The 19,267-nt window shown below is 62.4% G+C and carries 23 protein-coding genes; 11 read left to right on the plus strand and 12 right to left on the minus strand.

All coding sequences use genetic code 11. The features are described from left to right. Window position 1 precedes the first annotated feature (1 nt). From Q1B16_RS03715 to coxB, 6 genes are all read right to left on the minus strand, one after another. Window positions 2-679: an SURF1 family protein gene (locus tag Q1B16_RS03715; RefSeq protein WP_299784872.1), complete on the minus strand. Its 678-nt coding sequence runs from the start codon at window positions 677-679 to the stop codon at window positions 2-4. A gap of 104 nt (window positions 680-783) precedes the next feature. Further along, complete coding sequence (locus Q1B16_RS03720) at window positions 784-1,584, minus strand: cytochrome c oxidase subunit 3 (RefSeq protein WP_299784873.1); 801 nt, start codon at window positions 1,582-1,584, stop codon at window positions 784-786. Between the two features lie 22 nt (window positions 1,585-1,606). Continuing rightward, window positions 1,607-2,194, minus strand: a complete 588-nt coding sequence (locus tag Q1B16_RS03725) for a cytochrome c oxidase assembly protein (RefSeq protein WP_299784874.1) — start codon at window positions 2,192-2,194, stop codon at window positions 1,607-1,609. Next, window positions 2,191-2,355 carry a hypothetical protein gene (locus Q1B16_RS03730; RefSeq protein WP_299784875.1) on the minus strand — a complete coding sequence of 55 codons (165 nt, stop codon included), beginning with the start codon at window positions 2,353-2,355 and terminating at the stop codon, window positions 2,191-2,193. Before Q1B16_RS03730 ends, Q1B16_RS03725 begins: the two co-directional genes overlap by 4 nt. Further along, window positions 2,352-3,293, minus strand: coding sequence for a heme o synthase (gene cyoE, locus Q1B16_RS03735; RefSeq protein ID WP_299784876.1), 942 nt, complete (start codon window positions 3,291-3,293; stop codon window positions 2,352-2,354). Before cyoE ends, Q1B16_RS03730 begins: the two co-directional genes overlap by 4 nt. Window positions 3,294-3,366: 73 nt before the next feature. Next, complete coding sequence (gene coxB / locus Q1B16_RS03740; protein WP_299784877.1) at window positions 3,367-4,245, minus strand: cytochrome c oxidase subunit II; 879 nt, start codon at window positions 4,243-4,245, stop codon at window positions 3,367-3,369. A 188-nt stretch (window positions 4,246-4,433) separates the two neighbouring features. On the opposite strand from coxB, the gene tldD reads away from it, so the two are divergent. The 8 genes from tldD to Q1B16_RS03780 all read left to right on the plus strand — a co-directional run bounded on the left by tldD (window position 4,434) and on the right by Q1B16_RS03780 (window position 13,661). Next, a complete protein-coding gene (gene tldD / locus Q1B16_RS03745) occupies window positions 4,434-5,855 on the plus strand; it encodes a metalloprotease TldD (RefSeq protein ID WP_299784878.1) in 1,422 nt (473 codons plus the stop codon). A 128-nt stretch (window positions 5,856-5,983) separates the two neighbouring features. Further along, a complete protein-coding gene (gene dprA, locus Q1B16_RS03750) occupies window positions 5,984-7,126 on the plus strand; it encodes a DNA-processing protein DprA (protein WP_299784879.1) in 1,143 nt (380 codons plus the stop codon). Window positions 7,127-7,235: 109 nt separating this feature from the next. After that, a complete protein-coding gene (locus tag Q1B16_RS03755) occupies window positions 7,236-7,529 on the plus strand; it encodes a hypothetical protein (protein WP_299784880.1) in 294 nt (97 codons plus the stop codon). A 254-nt stretch (window positions 7,530-7,783) separates the two neighbouring features. After that, the gene (gene topA / locus Q1B16_RS03760; RefSeq protein ID WP_299784881.1) at window positions 7,784-10,369 is read left to right on the plus strand and encodes a type I DNA topoisomerase; all 2,586 of its coding nucleotides are present in this window, start codon (window positions 7,784-7,786) and stop codon (window positions 10,367-10,369) included. Window positions 10,370-10,475: 106 nt separating this feature from the next. Beyond that, entirely contained in the window at window positions 10,476-11,039 is a 564-nt protein-coding gene (locus Q1B16_RS03765) for a L,D-transpeptidase (RefSeq protein WP_299784882.1), read from the plus strand. Window positions 11,040-11,191: 152 nt separating this feature from the next. After that, window positions 11,192-11,896, plus strand: coding sequence for a CoA transferase subunit A (locus Q1B16_RS03770; protein ID WP_299784883.1), 705 nt, complete (start codon window positions 11,192-11,194; stop codon window positions 11,894-11,896). A gap of 23 nt (window positions 11,897-11,919) precedes the next feature. Next, window positions 11,920-12,990, plus strand: a complete 1,071-nt coding sequence (locus Q1B16_RS03775) for a PAS domain-containing protein (protein WP_299784884.1) — start codon at window positions 11,920-11,922, stop codon at window positions 12,988-12,990. A 44-nt stretch (window positions 12,991-13,034) separates the two neighbouring features. After that, window positions 13,035-13,661 carry a CoA transferase subunit B gene (locus Q1B16_RS03780; protein ID WP_299784885.1) on the plus strand — a complete coding sequence of 209 codons (627 nt, stop codon included), beginning with the start codon at window positions 13,035-13,037 and terminating at the stop codon, window positions 13,659-13,661. Window positions 13,662-13,803: 142 nt separating this feature from the next. Here the strand turns inward: Q1B16_RS03780 and Q1B16_RS03785 are convergent, their stop codons facing one another. The 6 genes from Q1B16_RS03785 to Q1B16_RS03810 form a co-directional block, all read right to left on the minus strand. Next, the gene (locus Q1B16_RS03785; protein WP_299784886.1) at window positions 13,804-14,343 is read right to left on the minus strand and encodes an adenine phosphoribosyltransferase; all 540 of its coding nucleotides are present in this window, start codon (window positions 14,341-14,343) and stop codon (window positions 13,804-13,806) included. Between the two features lie 7 nt (window positions 14,344-14,350). Next, window positions 14,351-14,974, minus strand: coding sequence for a LysE family transporter (locus tag Q1B16_RS03790; RefSeq protein WP_299784887.1), 624 nt, complete (start codon window positions 14,972-14,974; stop codon window positions 14,351-14,353). Between the two features lie 6 nt (window positions 14,975-14,980). After that, the gene (locus Q1B16_RS03795; RefSeq protein ID WP_299784888.1) at window positions 14,981-15,877 is read right to left on the minus strand and encodes an S-methyl-5'-thioadenosine phosphorylase; all 897 of its coding nucleotides are present in this window, start codon (window positions 15,875-15,877) and stop codon (window positions 14,981-14,983) included. A 61-nt stretch (window positions 15,878-15,938) separates the two neighbouring features. Further along, window positions 15,939-16,283 carry a Lin0512 family protein gene (locus Q1B16_RS03800; protein ID WP_299784889.1) on the minus strand — a complete coding sequence of 115 codons (345 nt, stop codon included), beginning with the start codon at window positions 16,281-16,283 and terminating at the stop codon, window positions 15,939-15,941. Beyond that, window positions 16,280-16,630, minus strand: a complete 351-nt coding sequence (locus tag Q1B16_RS03805; protein WP_299784890.1) for a Lin0512 family protein — start codon at window positions 16,628-16,630, stop codon at window positions 16,280-16,282. Before Q1B16_RS03805 ends, Q1B16_RS03800 begins: the two co-directional genes overlap by 4 nt. 148 nt (window positions 16,631-16,778) lie before the next feature. Continuing rightward, window positions 16,779-17,387 carry a flavin reductase family protein gene (locus Q1B16_RS03810; protein ID WP_299784891.1) on the minus strand — a complete coding sequence of 203 codons (609 nt, stop codon included), beginning with the start codon at window positions 17,385-17,387 and terminating at the stop codon, window positions 16,779-16,781. Between the two features lie 100 nt (window positions 17,388-17,487). Here Q1B16_RS03810 and Q1B16_RS03815 point away from each other — a divergent pair, with 100 nt between their 5' ends. The 3 genes from Q1B16_RS03815 to Q1B16_RS03825 all read left to right on the plus strand — a co-directional run bounded on the left by Q1B16_RS03815 (window position 17,488) and on the right by Q1B16_RS03825 (window position 19,009). Then, a complete protein-coding gene (locus tag Q1B16_RS03815) occupies window positions 17,488-17,973 on the plus strand; it encodes an N-acetyltransferase (protein ID WP_299784892.1) in 486 nt (161 codons plus the stop codon). 31 nt (window positions 17,974-18,004) lie between these two features. Then, window positions 18,005-18,754 carry an EcsC family protein gene (locus tag Q1B16_RS03820; protein WP_299784893.1) on the plus strand — a complete coding sequence of 250 codons (750 nt, stop codon included), beginning with the start codon at window positions 18,005-18,007 and terminating at the stop codon, window positions 18,752-18,754. Window positions 18,755-18,838: 84 nt separating this feature from the next. Next, window positions 18,839-19,009, plus strand: coding sequence for a hypothetical protein (locus Q1B16_RS03825; protein ID WP_299784894.1), 171 nt, complete (start codon window positions 18,839-18,841; stop codon window positions 19,007-19,009). Window positions 19,010-19,267: the final 258 nt, after the last annotated feature.

Here is a 19,267-nt window from a genome sequence, read left to right on the forward strand (position 1 = left end):
TTCAGCCTTCCTTCGTCTGTCGCAAGCGCCATACCAGCGCGATGGTTCCGATCAACCAGACAACGGCGAGCGAATACCAGGTGATCGCGTATTGCAGGTGATCGTTCGGAATGCCGCTGGTGTCCACGGGCAGGGGTGTCACATTCGGATCGGGGGGCGAGATGTTGCGGGCAATCACCAGCAAGGGTTCGGTGTTCAGGGCCTCAGCCATCGGAGCCACGTCGCGGGCGAACCAGGTGTTGCCTGCGATGTCATTGTCCGGCGTGGCGGAGGTGCGATCATCGGGCCAATGCAGGTTGCCGGCAACCTCCGCCGGACCGCCGTCGCGTTCGTTGTCGCGGTCGGCCACGGGAATGAAGCCCCGGTCCAGCAAGATGCGGCGGCCGTCTTCGGTGACGAAGGGAGAGATCACGCGGTAGCCTGCGCCGACACGCTTTTGCGAGACCAGAACGTACAATTCGTCCGGTTCAACCGTACCGTTCAAGCGTACAGGTTGGTATCGGTCGGTCGCGGGATCACCCGTCGCGGGGAGGGGGGCCGGGTCGCCGCCGATGCGGCTTTCGATCTCGGTCAGGATCCCGCGCTTCCATTCCAGGCGCTGCATCTGCCAGGTGCCCAGCCAGACGAGGATCGCGGTGCCGATCAGACCGGTCAGAAGAGGCAGGGCGATACGGGACAAGGGAGGCTCCTGAGAGTGACAAAGGCGCGCCGATCCGGCGCGCCTTGCTTTATCCTTGTTGGTCGTTCCGGTTCAAGGCGCAACGACCTTTCCAGAGGTCTTACTTACTGACCCCAGACGTAGATGGCGGCAAAGAGGAAGAGCCACACGACGTCAACGAAGTGCCAGTACCAGGCCGCGGCTTCGAAACCGACATGCTTGTCCTGGGTGAAATGCCCGCGCATCAGGCGCATCAGGCAGACGAACAGGAAGATCGTGCCGATGATGACGTGGGCCCCGTGGAAGCCTGTCGCCATGAAGAAGTTGGCGCCGTAGATGTTACCGGCAAAGCCGAAGCCCGCGTGGCTGTATTCATAGGCCTGCAACAGGGTGAAGATGAAGCCCAGCGCGATGGCGATGATCAGGCCCCACTTCATGTCTTCGCGGTTGTCTTCGTGCACCAGCGCGTGGTGTGCCCACGTCGCCGCCGCACCCGAGCAAAGCAGGATCAGCGTGTTGATCAGCGGCAGGTGCCACGGATCGAAGGTCTCGATACCCACGGGCGGCCAGACGCCGTCGATGGCCGGGCTGTCCGGTCCCATCGGGTAGAGCGCGTGTTTGAAGAAGCTCCAGAACCATGCTGCGAAGAACATGACTTCGGACATGATGAAGAGGATGAAGCCGTATTTCAGACCGATCCGCACGACGGGCGTGTGATCGCCGACCTGGCTTTCGGCCACGACATCGGCCCACCAGCCGAACATGACGTAAAGAACGCCGACAAAGCCGATAAGGAACATCCAAGGCCCGTTTCCGTGCATCCACAGCACGGCCCCGAAGAGCATCACGAACCCTGCGACCGCGCCGATGAACGGCCAGACGGAGGGGTTCAGGATGTGATAGTCATGATCTTTTGCGTGCGCCATTTTGGTCCCTCGTGGCTAGGCGTTAGTTCAGAGAACCGCTGTCGGTCTGTTCCGCATCAAGCATCGCCTGCGTTTCTTCGGGCAGATCGATTTCGTGGAACGTATAGGACAGGGTGATGTGTTTTGCGAATTTCGCATCTGCGTCATTGAGAATGTCGGGATCAACAAAGAAACTGACCGGCATCTCGACCCGTTCACCGGGCATCAGGATCTGCTCTTCAAAGCAGAAGCAGGCGATCTTCGAAAAATAGAGGCCCGCGCCGTAGGGCGCGACGTTGTAGCTCGCGGTGCCCGCGATCGGCCGGTCGGTCGGGTTGTAGGCCTCGTAGAAGGCCAGACCCTCTTCGCCCAGGCGCAGTTCGACTTCGAACTGCATGGGTTTGAATTCCCACGGCATACCGCGTTCCAGCGAGGCATCGAAGCGCACCTTGATGGTTCGGTCGATGATCTCGACACTGCTGGCGTCGGCCACGTTGGTGGTGCCGCCAAAGCCGGTCACCCGGCAGAACCAGTCGTAAAGCGGCACGGAGGCCCAGGCCAGCGCGCCCATGAAGACGACGACGGCAACGCCTTGCAGCGCGGTTTTCTTCTTCGGATCAAGCTGTTTCATTCACTCACCGATCGTGTTGCCGGGGTCTCATAGTCCCCGCGCGTGACTTTGACGACCGTCAGGCCGAACACGATGGCGATCAGCCCGACGAGAACAAGGCCGACACCAAGGTTTCGCCCGAAACGGCGCTCGTGAAGTTCGTGTTGTTTGGACAGGCTCATGCCCACACCCCGATCTTGTCCAGTCCCGCTTCGATCAGGATCGCACCGAAATGGGCGAAGAGATAGAGCAGCGACAGTTTGAAGAACTTACGCTCGATCAGGAAGTTGTCCTCTTCCGACATATCCTCGTCGCGGCGCCAGATCTGGTACGCGCCGCGCAGGAACATGGCGTTGAGCACGACCGAGGTGGCGATGTAGATCGGACCGCCGATAGAGGTGAACCCGGCGGCGACGGCCAGCACGGCCAGCAGCACGGTGTAGACCAGAATGTGATTGCGCGTCGCGCGGCGGCCGTGGGTCACGGTCAGCATCGGCACGTCCGCGTTGTCGTAATCCTTGCGCATGAAAAGCGCGAGCGCCCAGAAATGCGGCGGTGTCCACATGAAGGTCAGGCAGAACATCAGCACGGATTCGACGCTGACGCCGCCCGTGGCGGCAGCCCAGCCGATCATCGGGGGGAAGGCACCTGCCGCGCCGCCGATGACGATGTTCTGCGGTGTCCAGCGCTTGAGCCACATCGTGTAGATCACGACGTAAAAGAAGATGGTAAACGCAAGCAGACCCGCTGCAAACCAGTTGGTCGCAAGCCCGAGGAACACGACAGAAAACGCCGAGAGAGCCAGACCGATGGCCAGTGCCTCATCGCCCGTGACCTTGCCCGACGGGATCGGGCGGCGCTGCGTGCGCTTCATCACGGCGTCGATATCGGCATCCCACCACATATTGAGCGCGCCGGACGCCCCACCGCCGATGGCGATGAACAGGATCGCGCAGAAGCCGATGAACGGATGCACCAGTGTCGGTGCGGCCAGCAGACCAACGAAGGCGGTGAACACGACAAGCGTCATCACACGCGGCTTGAGAAGCGCGTAATAGTCGCTGAACTGCGCCTCGTTTTCGGCGCTGCGCATGTGTGTGTTGATGCTTGTATCGGTCACGATTCTGTACCTGCGTTGGGTCAGGTTGGCCTGTCAGTCGGCGCAAACGGAGGTCCGCTTGCGCCGAAGGTGCTTAGTTCGTCAGAACGGTGCGGACGTCGACGTAGTTGCCTTCTTCCTTGGACGCCGCCAGCCACGCGTCATAGGTCGCTTCGCTGACCACCTTGACGGTGATCGGCATATAGGCATGTGCCAGACCGCACAGCTCGGAACACTGGCCGAAGTAGATGCCTTCCTTCTCGGCGGTGAACCACAGCTCGGCCAGACGACCGGGAACCGCGTCCTGCTTCACGCCGAAGGCCGGGATGGTCCAGGAGTGGATGACGTCGCCGCCAGTGACCTGCATCACGACGGTCTTGCCCACGGGCACAACGACTGCGGTGTCGGTCGCCAGGAGGAAGTCCTCTTTCTGGTAGCCCGCCTCGATGAGCTGCTCTTCGACCTCGGGGGTCATGCGGTTGTCGCCGCCTGTGAAGGGCGAGCCGATCATGTAGCCGTCATAGGCGAGGTCTTCGCCCACATATTCATAGCCCCAGTACCACTGGTAGCCGGTGACCTTGATCGTCAGGTCGCCTTCGGGAATTTCCTGCTGCTTGAACAGCACCGGCAGGGAGAACGCACCGATGAACACGAGGATCAGGATCGGACCGACGGTCCATGCGATCTCGATCGGGGTGTTGTGGGTGAAGCTCGATGGTGTCGGATTCGCGCGCTTGTTGTAGCGCACGATGCAATAGGCGAGCAGCGCCGTCACGAAGAGCACGATGGCGGTGATGATGATGAGGATCATCCCGTCGAGCCACTGAAGGTCGCGCGCCAGTTCGGTCGCGGCGGGTTGGAAGCCGGTGCCCCGGTCCACCGGTGTGCCGATGGTCTCCAGCTGTTGCTGGGCAAAGGCGGGTGCTGCGGCGAAGGTGGTGGCCAGACCCAAGAGCAAAGATTTGAGTTGCATGTCTTACCCTGATCGGTTGCGTGTTCTGTCAAAATGCAAAGAAAGGCGATGTCCGGCTTGAGCCGACACAATCCTCCCGTTGTCTTGGGAGCGGTTAAAACCATATTCTGGGCATCAGTTAAAGAAGCTTGCTTGCGGCAAAAACGCGCTTTCTTTGATCTGGATCAAATTTCACCTCTGGGGGTTCCATGGCCGATACGTCATTCCAACCATTCGACACGCATCTTGATCAGGACAGGGCTTTGGCCCTTCTGAAAGAGGCCGTGGCGGGGGCAGATGATGGCGAATTGTTCCTCGAACGGCGCCGGTCCGAGGTTCTGGTGTTCGATGACGGGCGCATCCGCACCGCCAGTTATGACGCGTCCGAGGGATTCGGCCTGCGGGCCGTGCGCGGTGAGGTGGCGGGATACGCCCATTCCACCGACATCTCCGAATCGGCGATCAAGCGGGCCGTCGAAACCGCGCGGCTCGCCGTGGGCGAGGGGGGCGGTACGCTGGCGCACAAGCCTGCGGGGACCAATACGAAGCTTTACACCGATGCCGACCCCATCGCCGGGCACAGCTTTCCGGTCAAGGTCGACACCCTGCGCGAGATCGACGCCTTTGCCCGCGGTCTGGATTCACGGGTGGTGCAGGTGAGCGCGACGATCGCGGCGTCTTTGCAAGAGGTGGCGATCTTGCGCCCCGAGGGCACGCTCGTGTCGGACACCCGCCCGATGACCCGCGTCAATGTCAGCGTGATCGTCGAGGAAAATGGCCGCCGCGAATCGGGAACCGCCGGAGGGGGCGGGCGCGTGATGCTGGACGGTCTACTTGATCCGTCCGACTGGCAGGACAAGGCGCGCGAGGCGCTGCGGATTGCGCTTGTGAACCTCGACGCGGTGCCTGCTCCGGCCGGTGTCATGGACATCGTGCTTGGGCCGGGATGGCCCGGTATCCTGTTGCACGAGGCGGTGGGGCATGGGCTTGAGGGCGATTTCAACCGCAAGGGCAGTTCCGCTTTCGCAGGGCTCATGGGGCAGCAAGTGGCGGCCAAGGGTGTGACGGTGCTCGACGATGGCACCATCCCGGACCGGCGCGGGTCCATCACCGTGGACGACGAAGGCACGCCTTCGGGCAAAAACGTTCTGATCGAGGACGGTAAGTTGGTGGGGTTCATGCAGGACCGCCAGAACGCGCGGCTCATGGGGGTTGCCCCCACCGGAAACGGGCGGCGCGAAAGCTATGCGCATATCCCGATGCCGCGCATGACCAACACTTACATGATGGGCGGGGATGCGGACCCGGGCGATATCGTGGCCGACCTCAAGGACGGGATCTGGGCGGTCGGGTTCGGCGGCGGGCAGGTGGATATCACCAACGGCAAGTTCGTCTTCTCCTGTACCGAGGCGTATCGCGTGAAGGACGGAAAGGTCGGAGCGCCGGTCAAAGGCGCCACCCTGATCGGTGACGGCGCGACGGCGCTGCAACAGATTCGCGCGCTGGGCAACGACATGGCGCTTGATCCGGGGATGGGAAATTGCGGCAAACAGGGGCAATGGGTGCCGGTTGGCGTCGGACAACCCACCGTGATGATCGGCGGATTGACCGTCGGTGGGGCTCAGGCGTAAGAATAAATGCCATACAGTGCAGGGGTTTAGCGGTGCAGAGAGGATATTTTCGCAAAGCCCCTGCACCGATTCACGAGTGATTAACCAGTGAAGGCCTATTCCTGTCTCTGCAAGCGGACGGAGACAGGATGACATTGGAACGCAACTCTTCCACTCACCCCCTACTCCCACCCACCACGGAAGACCAAAGGTTTGACTGGCTTCGTCTCTTGCGCTCTCGCCGGGTCGGGATCAGCACCTTCTATCGCCTGATGGGCGACCACGGAACGGCTGCCGAAGCCCTGGAGCAGCTACCCGAAATCGCGCGTGCCGCTGGTGTCGAAAATTATGAAATCTGCCCGGAAGCCGTCATTCATGCGGAGCTCAAGGCGGCAAAGGCGGCTGGGGCAGAACTGCTCTGTCGGGGCGATGGCCACTATCCGGAAAGCCTGACCGATCTCGAAGATGCGCCGCCGATGCTCTGGGCGATCGGCGATGTGTCGGTTCTGAGCAAACCGCAGATTGCCCTGGTTGGCGCACGAAACGCGTCATCGCTTGGCGGACGCATGGCGCGGGCGCTGGCCACGGAACTGGGGGCGGCGGGCTATGTCATCACCTCGGGCATGGCGCGCGGCGTAGACACGGCCGCACATCTCGCCGCGTTGAAGACCGGGACCGTCGCCGTGCTGGGCGGCGGTGTCGACGTGATCTACCCAGCGGAGAACACGAAACTGGCGGAGGACATCGTCGCCAGTGGCGGCGCGCGGATCAGCGAACAGCCGATGGGCCTTCAACCGCAGGCACGGCATTTCCCGGCGCGCAACCGCATTATCTCGGGCATCGCCAGCGCCGTGATCGTGGTCGAGGCTGCGGCGCGGTCCGGTTCCCTGATCACGGCGCGCACGGCGCTCGATCAGGGGCGCGAGGTTATGGCGGTTCCCGGCCATCCCTTCGATGCGCGCGCCAGCGGATGCAACATGCTCCTGCGCGACGGCGCGCGTCTGGTCAGGAACGCAGAGGATGTCATCGAAGCCCTCGCACCCTTGGCCCACGCAGCGGAAACCACGCCGGAATTGCCATTGGCCCCGGTTGTCGAAGATCGCTCACTGGCCGAAGTCGCGAAGCTGCATCAGAAAATCCTCGACCGTCTCGGCCCATCTCCGCTCGGCGAAGATCAACTCATCCGCGATCTCGGCGCGACCTCGCGGATCGTGTCACCGGCGCTTACCGATCTGGAGCTGGAAGGCCGGATCAGCCGCGAGGCCGGTGGATTGATTTCGCGCATTTCATGATTTTTTTGGGAACCCTTTGTCTTCATTGCGGTTATCATGCAAGGTGGCGGTGTCGACGCAAACGAATTGCTGTGCTCGCCGCCAAAAATGAAACGAAGGGATTTGAATTATGTCCAAGAGAGTTACGCTCGTCGCATGCGGTCTTTCCGCACTGGCACTTGCAGCCTGTTCCAACGAACCTGAGCCCATGGCGCAGACGACAACGCCGATTTATGCCAAGGACGGCACGATCATCGGTCAGAATGTCGTGGTGCCCCAAATGGACAACCGGACGCCGGAGAGCACCGGGATCATTTCGGAAAGCGACAACATGAGCACGGACTTTGACGGCTCGGACGGCGGCTCCTCGAGTGGCGGCTCTTCGGACAGCGACTCCTCGGACGACGACGACGACGACGGCTGACGCGACCAAAGATATTTCGCTTTTACAGAAGCCGCCCTGGAAATGCTCCACGGGCGGCTTTTTACGTCGCGACAGATGCCATGGATGGTCGTCGAGACTTCGAAACCACTGACCCATCGGTGCTTCGCAAGGTCGCGGAGCAACGCCGGACCAACCGCTATCGAATTGACAATTGGTTCTTGCACACCACATGCTGCCCGGCCATATGCAGCCGAACCGCGTCGATGAAGTTCATGTAGGAAGGTGCCTTTTTTATGCCCGTAGTCGTTGTCGAATCCCCGGCGAAAGCCAAGACGATCAACAAGTATCTGGGGTCTGACTACACCGTTCTGGCATCCTACGGGCACGTCCGCGATCTGCCGCCAAAGGACGGATCGGTCGATACCGAAAACGGCTTCGACATGAAATGGGAGGTCGCCGCCGACTCGCGCAAACATGTGGCCGCCATCGCCGAGGCGCTGAAATCCGACGACGCGATCATCCTCGCGACGGACCCCGATCGCGAGGGGGAAGCGATCAGCTGGCATCTGAAAGAGGCACTGACCAAGCGCCGCGCGATCAAGAAGACCACCGACGTCAAACGCGTCACCTTCAATGCCATCACCAAGCAGGCCGTGACCGAAGCTATGGCCAATCCCCGCGACATCGACGCGCCGCTGGTCGAGGCGTATCTCGCCCGCCGCGCGCTCGACTATCTCGTCGGGTTCAATCTGTCGCCGGTGCTCTGGCGCAAACTGCCCGGGGCACGGTCGGCGGGGCGCGTGCAATCGGTCTGCCTGCGTCTCATCGTCGAGCGCGAGATGGAGATCGAAGCCTTCCGCGCGCGGGAATACTGGTCGGTCAAAGCGTTGCTCGCCACGCCGCGCGGCCAGGAATACGAAGCGCGGTTGACCGTTCTGGCGGGCAAGAAGCTCGACCGCTATGATCTCGAGAACGAAACCCAGGCCGAACTGGCGGTTCAGGCGATCACCAGCCGTGACCTGACCGTGCAATCGGTTGAGGCGAAACCCGCCTCGCGCAACCCGTCTGCGCCCTTCATGACCTCCACGCTTCAGCAGGAAGCCAGCCGCAAGTTCGGCATGGGCGCGCGCCAGACGATGAACGCGGCGCAGCGTCTCTACGAGGCCGGGCACATCACCTACATGCGAACCGATGGCATCGACATGGCGCCCGAGGCCGTCGATCAGGCGCGCGCGGCGATCAAGGATCGGTTCGGCAATGAATACGTGCCGAAAAGCCCGCGCATCTACAAGAACAAGGCCAAGAACGCGCAGGAAGCGCATGAATGTATCCGCCCCACGGACATGGCCAAGGATGCCCAAAGCCTCAAGATCAGCGATGCGGACCAGCGCAAGCTGTATGACCTGATCTGGAAGCGCACCTTGGCCTGTCAGATGGAATCGGCGCGCCTTGAACGCACCACGGTCGATGTGGGAAGCGCCGATGGTCAGGTCGTGCTGCGTGCCAATGGCCAGGTTGTGCTTTTCGACGGGTTCCTGCGTGTCTACGAAGAGGGTCGCGATGATGCCGTCGTCGATGACGACGACAAGCGGCTGCCGCAGATCTCCGAAGGCGAAAAGGCCGACAAGCGCAGCATCACGCCCGATCAGCACTTCACCCAACCGCCGCCGCGCTATACCGAGGCGACGCTGGTCAAGAAGATGGAAGAACTGGGCATCGGCCGCCCGTCGACCTATGCCAGCATCATCACCACGATCCAGGATCGTGAATATGTCCGCAAGGAACAGAACCGTCTGATCCCCGAGGACAAGGGCCGGATCGTGACCATCTTCCTGCTCAATTTCTTCAAGCGCTACGTGGAATACGATTTCACAGCCGCGCTCGAGGACGAGCTGGACCACGTGAGCGCGGGCGAGGGCGACTACAAGGAATTGCTCGCCCGGTTCTGGCGCGATTTTTCCGCTGCCATCGCCGAAACCTCGGACCTGCGCATCACCGAGGTGCTGGATGTGCTGGACGACGCGCTTGCGCCCCAGCTTTATCCGCCTCGCGAGGATGGCAGCGATCCGCGCATCTGTCCGAAATGCGGGCAGGGGCGGTTGCACCTCAAGACATCGCGCACCGGCGGCTTTGTGGGCTGCGGCAATTACCCCGAATGCACCTACACCCGTCCCATTGCGGGCGAAGGGGCCGAGGGTGACGAGCGCGTGCTGGGCGAGGATCAGGGCGAGGAGATCTGGCTCAAATCCGGTCGCTTCGGCCCCTACGTGCAGCGCGGCGAAGCGACGCCCGAGAACAAGAAGCCACCGCGCGCCAGTCTGCCCAAGGCCAAGGGCGATTACCTGCCCGGCTGGTCGCCCGACGATATGACTTTGGAAAAGGCGGTCACGCTGCTGACCCTGCCGCGCCCCGTGGGGATGCACCCTGATGGCGGCGAGGTGAAGGCGAACCTTGGCCGCTTCGGCCCCTATATCATGCACCAGCTGCCGGACGAGGCGAAGCCGGTCTACGTCAATCTCAAGGAATTCCAGGACGTCTTCGAGATCGGCATGAACCGAGCTGTCGAACTCTTGGCCGAGAAGCGCGCCAATCCCGGTCGGGGGCGGGGTGCTGCCGCCAAGCCGCTCAAGGAACTGGGCGAACACCCGCAGGACGGCGGCATGATCGCGGTCATGGAAGGCCGCTACGGGCCCTACGTGAAGTGGGAAAAGGTCAACGCGACCCTGCCGAAAGACGTGGAGCCCGACGACGTAACCATGGATATGGCTGTCGCGCTGATCGCGGAGAAGGCGTCAAAAAAGGGCGGCAAGAAAAAAGCTCCTGCCAAAAAGGCGGCGACCAAGAAATCGTCCGCGAAGAAAGCCTCTGCCAAGAAGTGATGTTGCGCGAAAAGCTGCACACATCCGGCTGAAATCATTGTGATTGGTGATGCCCAAGGCCCTTGTGCAAGAAGTGCTCAGAGCACAAAACTGAGCAGGAGGCATCATGAGCATAGACAGATTTTCACGCCGGTTCGTTCTGGGCGGCGCGGCCGCAGCATTGGCCGCACCCGGCTTGCTGAGGGCCCAGGAGGAAGACGCGTTCAACCGCCGGAATATCTCGTCCTTCGCGCAGCAGGATTGGCGGGATCATTTCGAGACCCTCGGCAAGGGCGCCATCGTGTGCGATACCGTTTCACGGGCGCTGCATTACTGGAACGCGGATGGCAGCGACTATCGCGTCTACCCGACCTCGGTGCCCAAGACCGATGAATTGACCCGGCGCGGCTACACCGAGATCGTGCGGAAGAAGGTGGGTCCATCCTGGACGCCGACGGCGTCACAGATGGAGCGGTTCCCGGACTGGAGGCCCGTTGCCGGTGGCGCGCCGGACAATCCGCTTGGCACCCATGCTCTCTATTTCGATTGGCCCGCCTATCTGATCCACGGCACCCACGACACGCGCAAGATCGGCCGCAGATCCTCTGACGGGTGTATTGGGCTCTTCAATGAGAAGGTCGAAGAGCTTTACGCTCTGGTCCCCATCGGCACGCAGGTCCGTCTGGTCTGACCCATCGCGCTGGCGCGGACGTCGCGCCTCGGAAAGTGTCAACTTCGCCGATAATGTGCGAAGTTGACACATCCAAAAGCCCCCGCCGCTGCCGTTGACTTACCCCGCGCGACACGCCAAAACGGCGGGGCGTTGAATACGGGGGAATACCAATGAAAAAGGTCTATGGATCGGCAGCCGAAGCGCTGGATGGCGTTCTGACCGACGGCATGTTGATTGCTGCGGGCGGGTTCGGTCTGAGCGGGATTCCCGAATTGCTGCTCGAGGCGATCCGCGACAGCGGCGTGAAGGATCTGACTTTTGCGTCGAACAACGCGGGGGTCGACGATTTTGGCATCGGCATCCTGTTGCAGACGCGTCAGGTCAAGAAGATGATCAGCTCGTATGTCGGCGAAAACGCCGAATTCATGCGGCAATACCTGTCCGGTGAATTGGAGCTTGAATTCAATCCCCAGGGCACCTTGGCCGAACGGATGCGCGCCGGTGGCGCGGGCATTCCTGGGTTCTACACCAAGACCGGTGTGGGCACCGTGATCGCCGAGGGCAAGGACCACAAGGATTTCGACGGCGAGACCTACATCATGGAAAAGGGCATCTTCGCCGATCTTTCCATCGTGAAGGCGTGGAAAGCCGACACCACCGGCAACGCTGTCTTCCGCAAGACCGCGCGAAACTTCAATCCGCCGGCGGCGATGTGCGGCAAGCTCTGCGTGATGGAGGTCGAAGAGATCGTCGAGCCCGGAGAGCTTGATCCCGATCACATTCACCTGCCGGGCATCTACGTCCACCGCATCATCCAAGGCCAGCACGAAAAGCGCATCGAGCAACGCACCACGCGCCCGCGTCCGGCGGCCTGATCAGGGAAACGATACGCATCACCGTGGAACGATTTGTCGAGAAACCCAAACTGACATCTGTTCTTGACGACAGTCAGGCACTGGCCGGGTTTTCCCGGCTCAGTGTGGCGATGGTGATCACCAATCCGAATTCTGACGACAATCCCATCGTCTACATCAACGACGCCTTCGAACGCACCACCGGCTACCAGAGGTCGCGGGTGGTCGGACGCAATTGCCGCTTTCTTCAGGGGCCGGACACCGATCCGCAGGCGATCCAGATGATCCGCGACGGTCTCGAGGCCGGGGAAGATATCGCCGTCGACATCCTGAACTACCGCGCCACGGGTGAGGCGTTCATGAACCGGCTGCTGATCGCGCCGATCAATGATGGCAGCGGCAGCCCGTTGTATTTTCTGGGGATTCAGAAGGAACTGCGCGACGACGAAAAAGACCGCGCTTCGGAGGCGACGCGTCTGCATCTCGACTTGGTCTGTTCGCGGGTGGGACAGGATCTGGGGCTGATCGTCAGCTCCTTGGTCGGGCCGAATGAAGGGGACAGCCCCGCCACGCCCGAGGACAACAAGCGCCGGCTGCGTATGCTGGATGTGCTGCCACGGCGGCTGGAATGCCTGCAATTCGTTTACGAAGAGATGAAGCTGGCGGACGAACAGTGGAACCGCGACGGCATCGACCTCGGCTCCTTGCTGTCGCGCATCTCGCACACCATCGCCCATAACGAAGGCCGTCCCGGCGTGCGCTTCGTGTCGCTGGTGGAGCCGCTCGAGGTCAATCTGGATACGGCCATCCGCGTGGCCCTGATCACTTTCGAGCTGGTATCGAACGCGTTTCAGCACGCTTTCGACGGGTTGGACCAAGGCTATCTCGAATTGCGCGTCAATCGGCTCGCCGCCGGGGGGCTGCGCATGACCATTTCGGATGATGGCGTGGGCATCCCGCGCAAGATCAACTTCCCCTCGGCCGACTCGGTCGGAGGGCGTTTGGTGGCGTCATTGCTGGACGGGCTCGATGCGACGCTCAACGTGGTGCGCGGCGCGGCGGGGACCGTGGTGATGATCGACGTGCCCGTCGGGTTCACGGATTTCAAAGGATAAAGTCGCAGCTTGCGGCGTATACGGCAAACAAGAGGACAACCACTATGGCATGGGACCGCAACCAGATGGCTGCACGCGCGGCACAGGAGCTGAAGGACGGCATGTATGTCAATCTCGGCATCGGCATCCCGACGCTCGTGTCGAATTACATTCCCGAAGGCGTGACCGTGACGCTGCAATCCGAAAACGGCATGCTGGGCATGGGCCCGTTCCCCTATGAGGGCGAGGAAGACCCCGATCTGATCAACGCGGGCAAGCAGACGATCACCGAACTGCCGCACACGTCGTATTTCGACAGCGCGACGTCCTTCGGCATGATCCGCGGCGGCAAGATCGCCATGGCGATCCTTGGCGCGATGGAGGTGGACGAGAAGGGCGATCTGGCGAACTGGATGATCCCGGGCAAGCTGGTCAAGGGCATGGGCGGAGCGATGGACCTCGTCGCGGGTGTCGGCCGCGTGATCGTCGTGATGGATCACACCAACAAGCACGGCGACAGCAAGCTTTTGAAGGAATGCACCCTGCCGCTGACCGGCGCGGGCGTGGTGGACCGGATCATCACCAATCTGGGGGTTCTGGATGTCGTCGAGGGCGGGCTGAAGATCGTGGAGACCGCTGACGGCGTGACCGAAGACGAGCTGCGCGCGGCGACCGAGGCGACCATCGTCTGAGGCGGGGCCGAATTTCGTAAAAAATTCGGGTGCAATCCTTCGCAGGATTGCGTCCCTTGGCCGGATGTTCAGCGCGGTGTCCGGCGAAGCGCTTGGGGGTTCCACCCCCAAACCCCCGGCATATTTAGAAAAAGAAGAAGCGTCAGAGACCTTCGAAATCGCAAAGCGCGTGCACATCCATGCCCATCGCCTCGAGCTTTTTGCGACCGCCGAGGTCGGGCAGGTCGATGATGAAGGCGCAGCCGATCACTTCGCCGCCCAGCCGTTCGATCAGCTTCAGCCCGGCCTCTGCCGTGCCGCCGGTGGCCAACAGGTCGTCCACCAGAAGCACCTTTTCGCCCGGCTGGATCGCGTCATCGTGGATTTCGACCACCGCTTCGCCGTATTCCAGCGTGTATTCTTCGGAGATTACGGCACCGGGCAGCTTGCCCTTCTTGCGCACCGGCACGAAGCCCACCGACAGCTGATGCGCGATGGCGCCGCCGAGGATAAAGCCCCGCGCCTCGAGCCCCACCACCTTGTCGAAGCGGACACCCGCGTAGGGGTGCAGCAACTGGTCGATGGCCATGCGGAACCCGCGCGCGTCGGCGAAGAGCGTGGTCACATCGCGGAACATGATCCCTTCGTGCGGGAAATCGACGATGGTGCGGATGTAGTCTTTGACGGTTTTGGTCGGGGTCATGATGTCCTCAGGTGGTGCGGCGGGCCATGGCGGTCAGCGCGCCCATGGCAATGAGCGTGGCGCCGCCGGCGCGGGTCAGCCAGGTGATGACGCTCTCGCGCCCGATCCAGCCGCGCAGGCGGTCGGCGGCCAGCGCGTAGGCAAACGCGTTGAACGCGGCGAGTGCCACGAAGGTGGCGACCAGGATCGCGAATTGCGGCAGAAGCGGTGCCGAAGGGGTGATGAACTGCGGCACGAAGGCGATGAAGAACGCGATGGATTTCGGGTTCAGCGCCGTCACGATGGCGGCATGGGAGAACACCGCGCGAGGCTGCACATCACGGTCGGTCACGGGCAGCGCGGCGCTGGGGGCGGCGCGCAACAGCTTGAGGCCCAACCAGACGAGGTAGACCGCGCCGATCCATTTCAGCACGGTAAAGAGCGTGGCCGACGCCAGCACCAGCGCGCCCAGACCAGCCAGCGACAGGCTCATCGCGATGAAATCGCCCAGGGCGACACCGCTCGCCGACGCGATGGCGACCCGCTTGCCCTGGCTCAGCGCGTAGGACAGCACAAGCAGAACGGTGGGGCCGGGGATCAGCAGAAGGGCGGTGGAGGCGGCGACGAAGGTCAGCCAGAGGTCGAGCGTCATGGTGTGTTATCCTATCGCGGCGTTCGGCCCAGAAAGCACGCGACCGGCGACGGCGTCCAGCTTTTTGATCATCTCGGGATCGCGCGCCTCGGGCGATGTGATGAGCGCGTGTTCCAGCGCCCGGTCGCAGCCTTGCGGGCAGAGGGCGCGGTCGGTTCCCAGAAGCGCGGGGAGCGCCTTGATCATCCGGCGCGCCGCGTCGGCATTTCTGGTCAGGACGCGGATGATGTCGGAGACTTCCACAGCGTCGTGGCCGGGATGCCAGCAATCATAGTCGGTCACCATCGCGACGCTGGCGTAACACAGCTCCGCCTCGCGGGCGAGTTTCGCTTCGGGCATGTTGGTCATGCCGATCACATCGCAGCCCCACTGGTCGCGGTAGAGATATGACTCGGCCTGGGTCGAAAATTGCGGGCCTTCCATCGCGAGATAGGTGCCGCCGTGGTGCACCGTCACGCCTGCATCGCGCGCCGCCTCAGCACAGAGCGTGCCAAGCCCGCCACAGACTGGGTGCGCCATCGACACATGGGCGACGCAGCCCGTTCCGAAAAAGCTTTTCTCACGGGCAAAGGTGCGGTCGATGAACTGATCCACGATGACGAAATCGCCGGGGGCCATCTCTTCGCGGAAAGACCCGCAGGCGCTGACGCTGATGGCATCCGTCACCCCCAGCCGTTTGAGCGCGTCGATATTGGCGCGGTAGGGCACGTCCGAGGGGCTGTGGATATGGCCGCGACCGTGGCGGGGCAGGAAGACGACCTCCAGACCGTCCAGCGTGCCGCAGAACAAGTCGTCCGAGGGCGCGCCCCACGGTGTGTCAACGCTCTGCCAGTGCGCGTCTTGCAACCCGTCGACGGCATAAAGTCCCGATCCGCCGATTACGCCCAGTTTGCGAGATGCCATCGCTGTCTCCGTCCCTGTTCCATCGCACTCTCGCAGCGGTGAGGCCCTGCATCAAGCGAAGCTAGCTCTGGCGCGGCAAGAACGCCTCGACCGCGGCGGTGGCGATCACCAGGGTGGACCCGCTGTCGGGGTTGGTGACGTTCAACCCGCCTTCCACTGCCGTGACCGTGGCGCGTCCACGCGGAAGGCCCTTGGCCAGCTCGGCGCAATCGACCTTGTCGGGTTCTGCGACGCCCACCGTCACCTGTACGCGCATCGCGTCATGGGGCAGGCCAGTGGCGTCGAACAGCGGGATCGACGAATGCCGGATCGCGTCCTCGATCGCGCGGGCGGCGGCCTTGGTGTAATCCATGCCGTACTGGTCGTTGCCCATGCCCATTTCGATGATGAAGCGTTGATCGGTCATGCCGCGCCCTCCAGATCGAGCGCGACCGAGATCGCGACATTGGCGATGACGGTTGGTTTGCCGCCATCGCCGCGCGGCACGTCGAGTCCGCCTTTGCGTGCAATCACAGTGACTTGGCCGTAGGGGAAGATCGCGGCGATGGCATCGGTATCTACCGCATCGGGGGTCTGCACGCCGACCTCGACCGTGATCTGCATGTCGGATTTATCCTTGCCGTAAAGTTCTGCCAGGTTGATCGAATTGTGCCACAGCGCATCCTTGACGGCGCGCGAGGCGGCTTCGGTATAGTCCTGCCTGCGCAGCGATGTGCCCATGCCGAATTCGGTGAGAAGTCGTTTGACGGCCATGTGGTGTTTACCTTTTGTTAAAGGACCGGATCGGACCCAATGTTTCGCGCGCGAAACAATTCGAACCGGTTGTGCCTTTGGCACACAAACCATCTGGGGGATGGTTTGAGGTGAGAATGGGCGGAGCCCTGGGTGTGCAAGACGTGACCTATTCCTCGCCGGGGCGCTTGAGGCTGAATTTCTCGCGCACCACGGTGTAGTCGCGGTAGCCCATGCGGCTGAGCGGATTGAAGCTGAGCACGTCGAACTGCCCGTCCTTGATGCAGTCGTCGCGCATGTGCACGCCGGTGACTTCGCCGAAGACGGCGAAATTGGCCTCGCCGGGGAGCTGCAAGATCTGGGTGAGCTTGCATTCCAATGTCGCGGGCGCGTTGGCTACGCGGGGGCAGTCGATGGTTTCGCATTCCGCCTTGTCGATCCCCGCATGCGCGAATTCGTCCACGTCGCGGTCCCAGGCTCCTGATGTCAGATTCATCGCGTCGCGCATGGCGTATTCGACGATGTTCACCGCGAAAACGCCTGTGTCCCTGATCTGGGCCACCGAATCCTTCGTGTCGCCGCGGTCGCGCTTGGCCGAGGTCGAGGCGAACATCACCTGTGGCGGCACATAGGCCACTGCGTTGAAGAACGAATAGGGCGCGAGGTTGTCCTGCCCGTCACTGCCGCGTGTCGAGATCCAGCCGATGGGGCGGGGGGTGACGATGGCGTTGAACGGGTTGTGTGGCAGGCCGTGGCCGTCTTCCGGGCGGTAGAACATCTGGGGAAAGCTCCCTGTTTGCCGATTGTTAGCTTGCGTGATAGGCCGTTTCGCAGCGGAATGCACGGGGGTGTGCCGCGCGTCAACGAAGAGCGGTGTCATGTTCACCCTGAGCCCTGAAACCAAAGAGGATTGGTGGGAGGTCGAAGCCCTTTACGACCTCTGTTTCGCGCCGGGGCGCACCGCCTTGTCGTCCTACCGGTTGCGCGAGGACATTTCTCCGGTTGCGTCCTTGTCGCGGGTCGCACGAGATGGTGAGGGCATCCTGGGTGGAGCGATCCGGTATTGGCCCGTCAGGGTGTCGGGGCAGCGGGTTCTGTTGCTTGGTCCGGTGGCCGTGCACCCCACGGCGCAGGGCGAAGGGCTGGGTGGTGCGCTCATTCGGGACAGCCTCGACCAAGCGCAGCACGAAGGCTGGGCGCGGGTGCTGCTGGTCGGCGACGCGCCCTATTATCGGCGTTTCGGATTCACCAGACTGAACGGGGTCGAAATGCCGCCGCCGACCAACCCCGACCGGGTACTGGGGCTCGAGCTCGAGCCGGGTGCTTGGGATGGCGTGACCGGGCTGGTGGAACGCGACGCTTGAACCGTACGGCAAACATCCCAAATTGTACGGTATGACCGGAACCGATCTTGTCCCTCTGGACACCCAGACCGCCATCGCCCTTCTTGCCCGTCGCCACAAGGCCGCCGGAGGGGTGGGGTTGCAAGTGCTCAACATGATCGGAGGGCGGGCCGAGAACCTGCTCGAACGGTTGCCGGACCCGGTGAAGATGGGTCTCGAAGGCGCGACCGAGCGGGCTCTGCGGGTTGCCTTGCAAGCTGCGAAACAATCGCGTGGCGTGGTGCCGGACCAGAAGGGCTGGCTCAACACCGCCCTCACGACAGCAATGGGCGCCGTCGGCGGAGCGGGCGGATTGCCCACGGCGCTGGCCGAGCTTCCGGTGACGACGACGGTTCTGCTGCGCGCCATTCAGGGCATCGCGGCGGAGTATGAGTTCGACCCGAACGACCCCGACGTGCTGGCCGACTGCTTGACCGTCTTTGCCAGCGCCGGGCCGCTGGCGGATGATGACGGGGCCAACATGGCATTCCTGACAACGCGGGTGACGCTGACGGGAACGGCGGTGCATGGGATCGTGAAATCGGTGGCGCCAAGGCTGGCGACGGTGCTGGGCCAGAAGCTGGCCGCTCAGACCGTTCCGATCCTGGGGGCGGCAGCGGGTGCGGCGACGAATTACGCCTATACCAGCTACTACCAGGAAATGGCGCACGTGCATTTCGGGCTGCGTCGTCTGGCGATCGACAGCGGCCTGTCCGAGACTCTGCTGGTCGCGGAATTGCGCCGCGCGGTGAAAACCGTCTGAAAATCGCGTTAATCGCGCACCCGCTTCACCATATCTTAACGTTAATGGCTCAAATTGGGCCTGTTCCCGGATGAATTCGGGGGCATGAGCGGACGGGGCGCTTTGGGCCACTTCATGATCCGGCACCGGACCAGAACGCATCCGTCCGCCCGCAAACGCATCAACAGCACGCAGGTCGGAAAACCCGACTTCGACTGGCCAGAACGGCTGGGGCGTGCTGTTGACGTGCGGGCCGCCGCGACCGAATGGCGTTGAACCGATGGGAGCCACTATGCACAGTTCTTGGCGATAGAGCGGCGTGTATGCGCTTTGCCGGACGAGCGGTCAGGACGTATCCGAGATCAACAGGGATGCGATAAGACTGGATTTGTCGTTTTCGCGAACGAAGAAATGGCGATGGCTTCGAAATGCTGTTGCACTTCACGACAGTCGCTTCGCAGTTCGATGTGACATCTGCCAGTGTCCTGACGATGGCGGGCGGTGGAAAAATCAAATGCAGTGGCGGCCAATGGC

Source organism: uncultured Marivita sp., assembly GCF_947488135.1.
Taxonomy (GTDB): Bacteria; Pseudomonadota; Alphaproteobacteria; order Rhodobacterales; family Rhodobacteraceae; genus Marivita.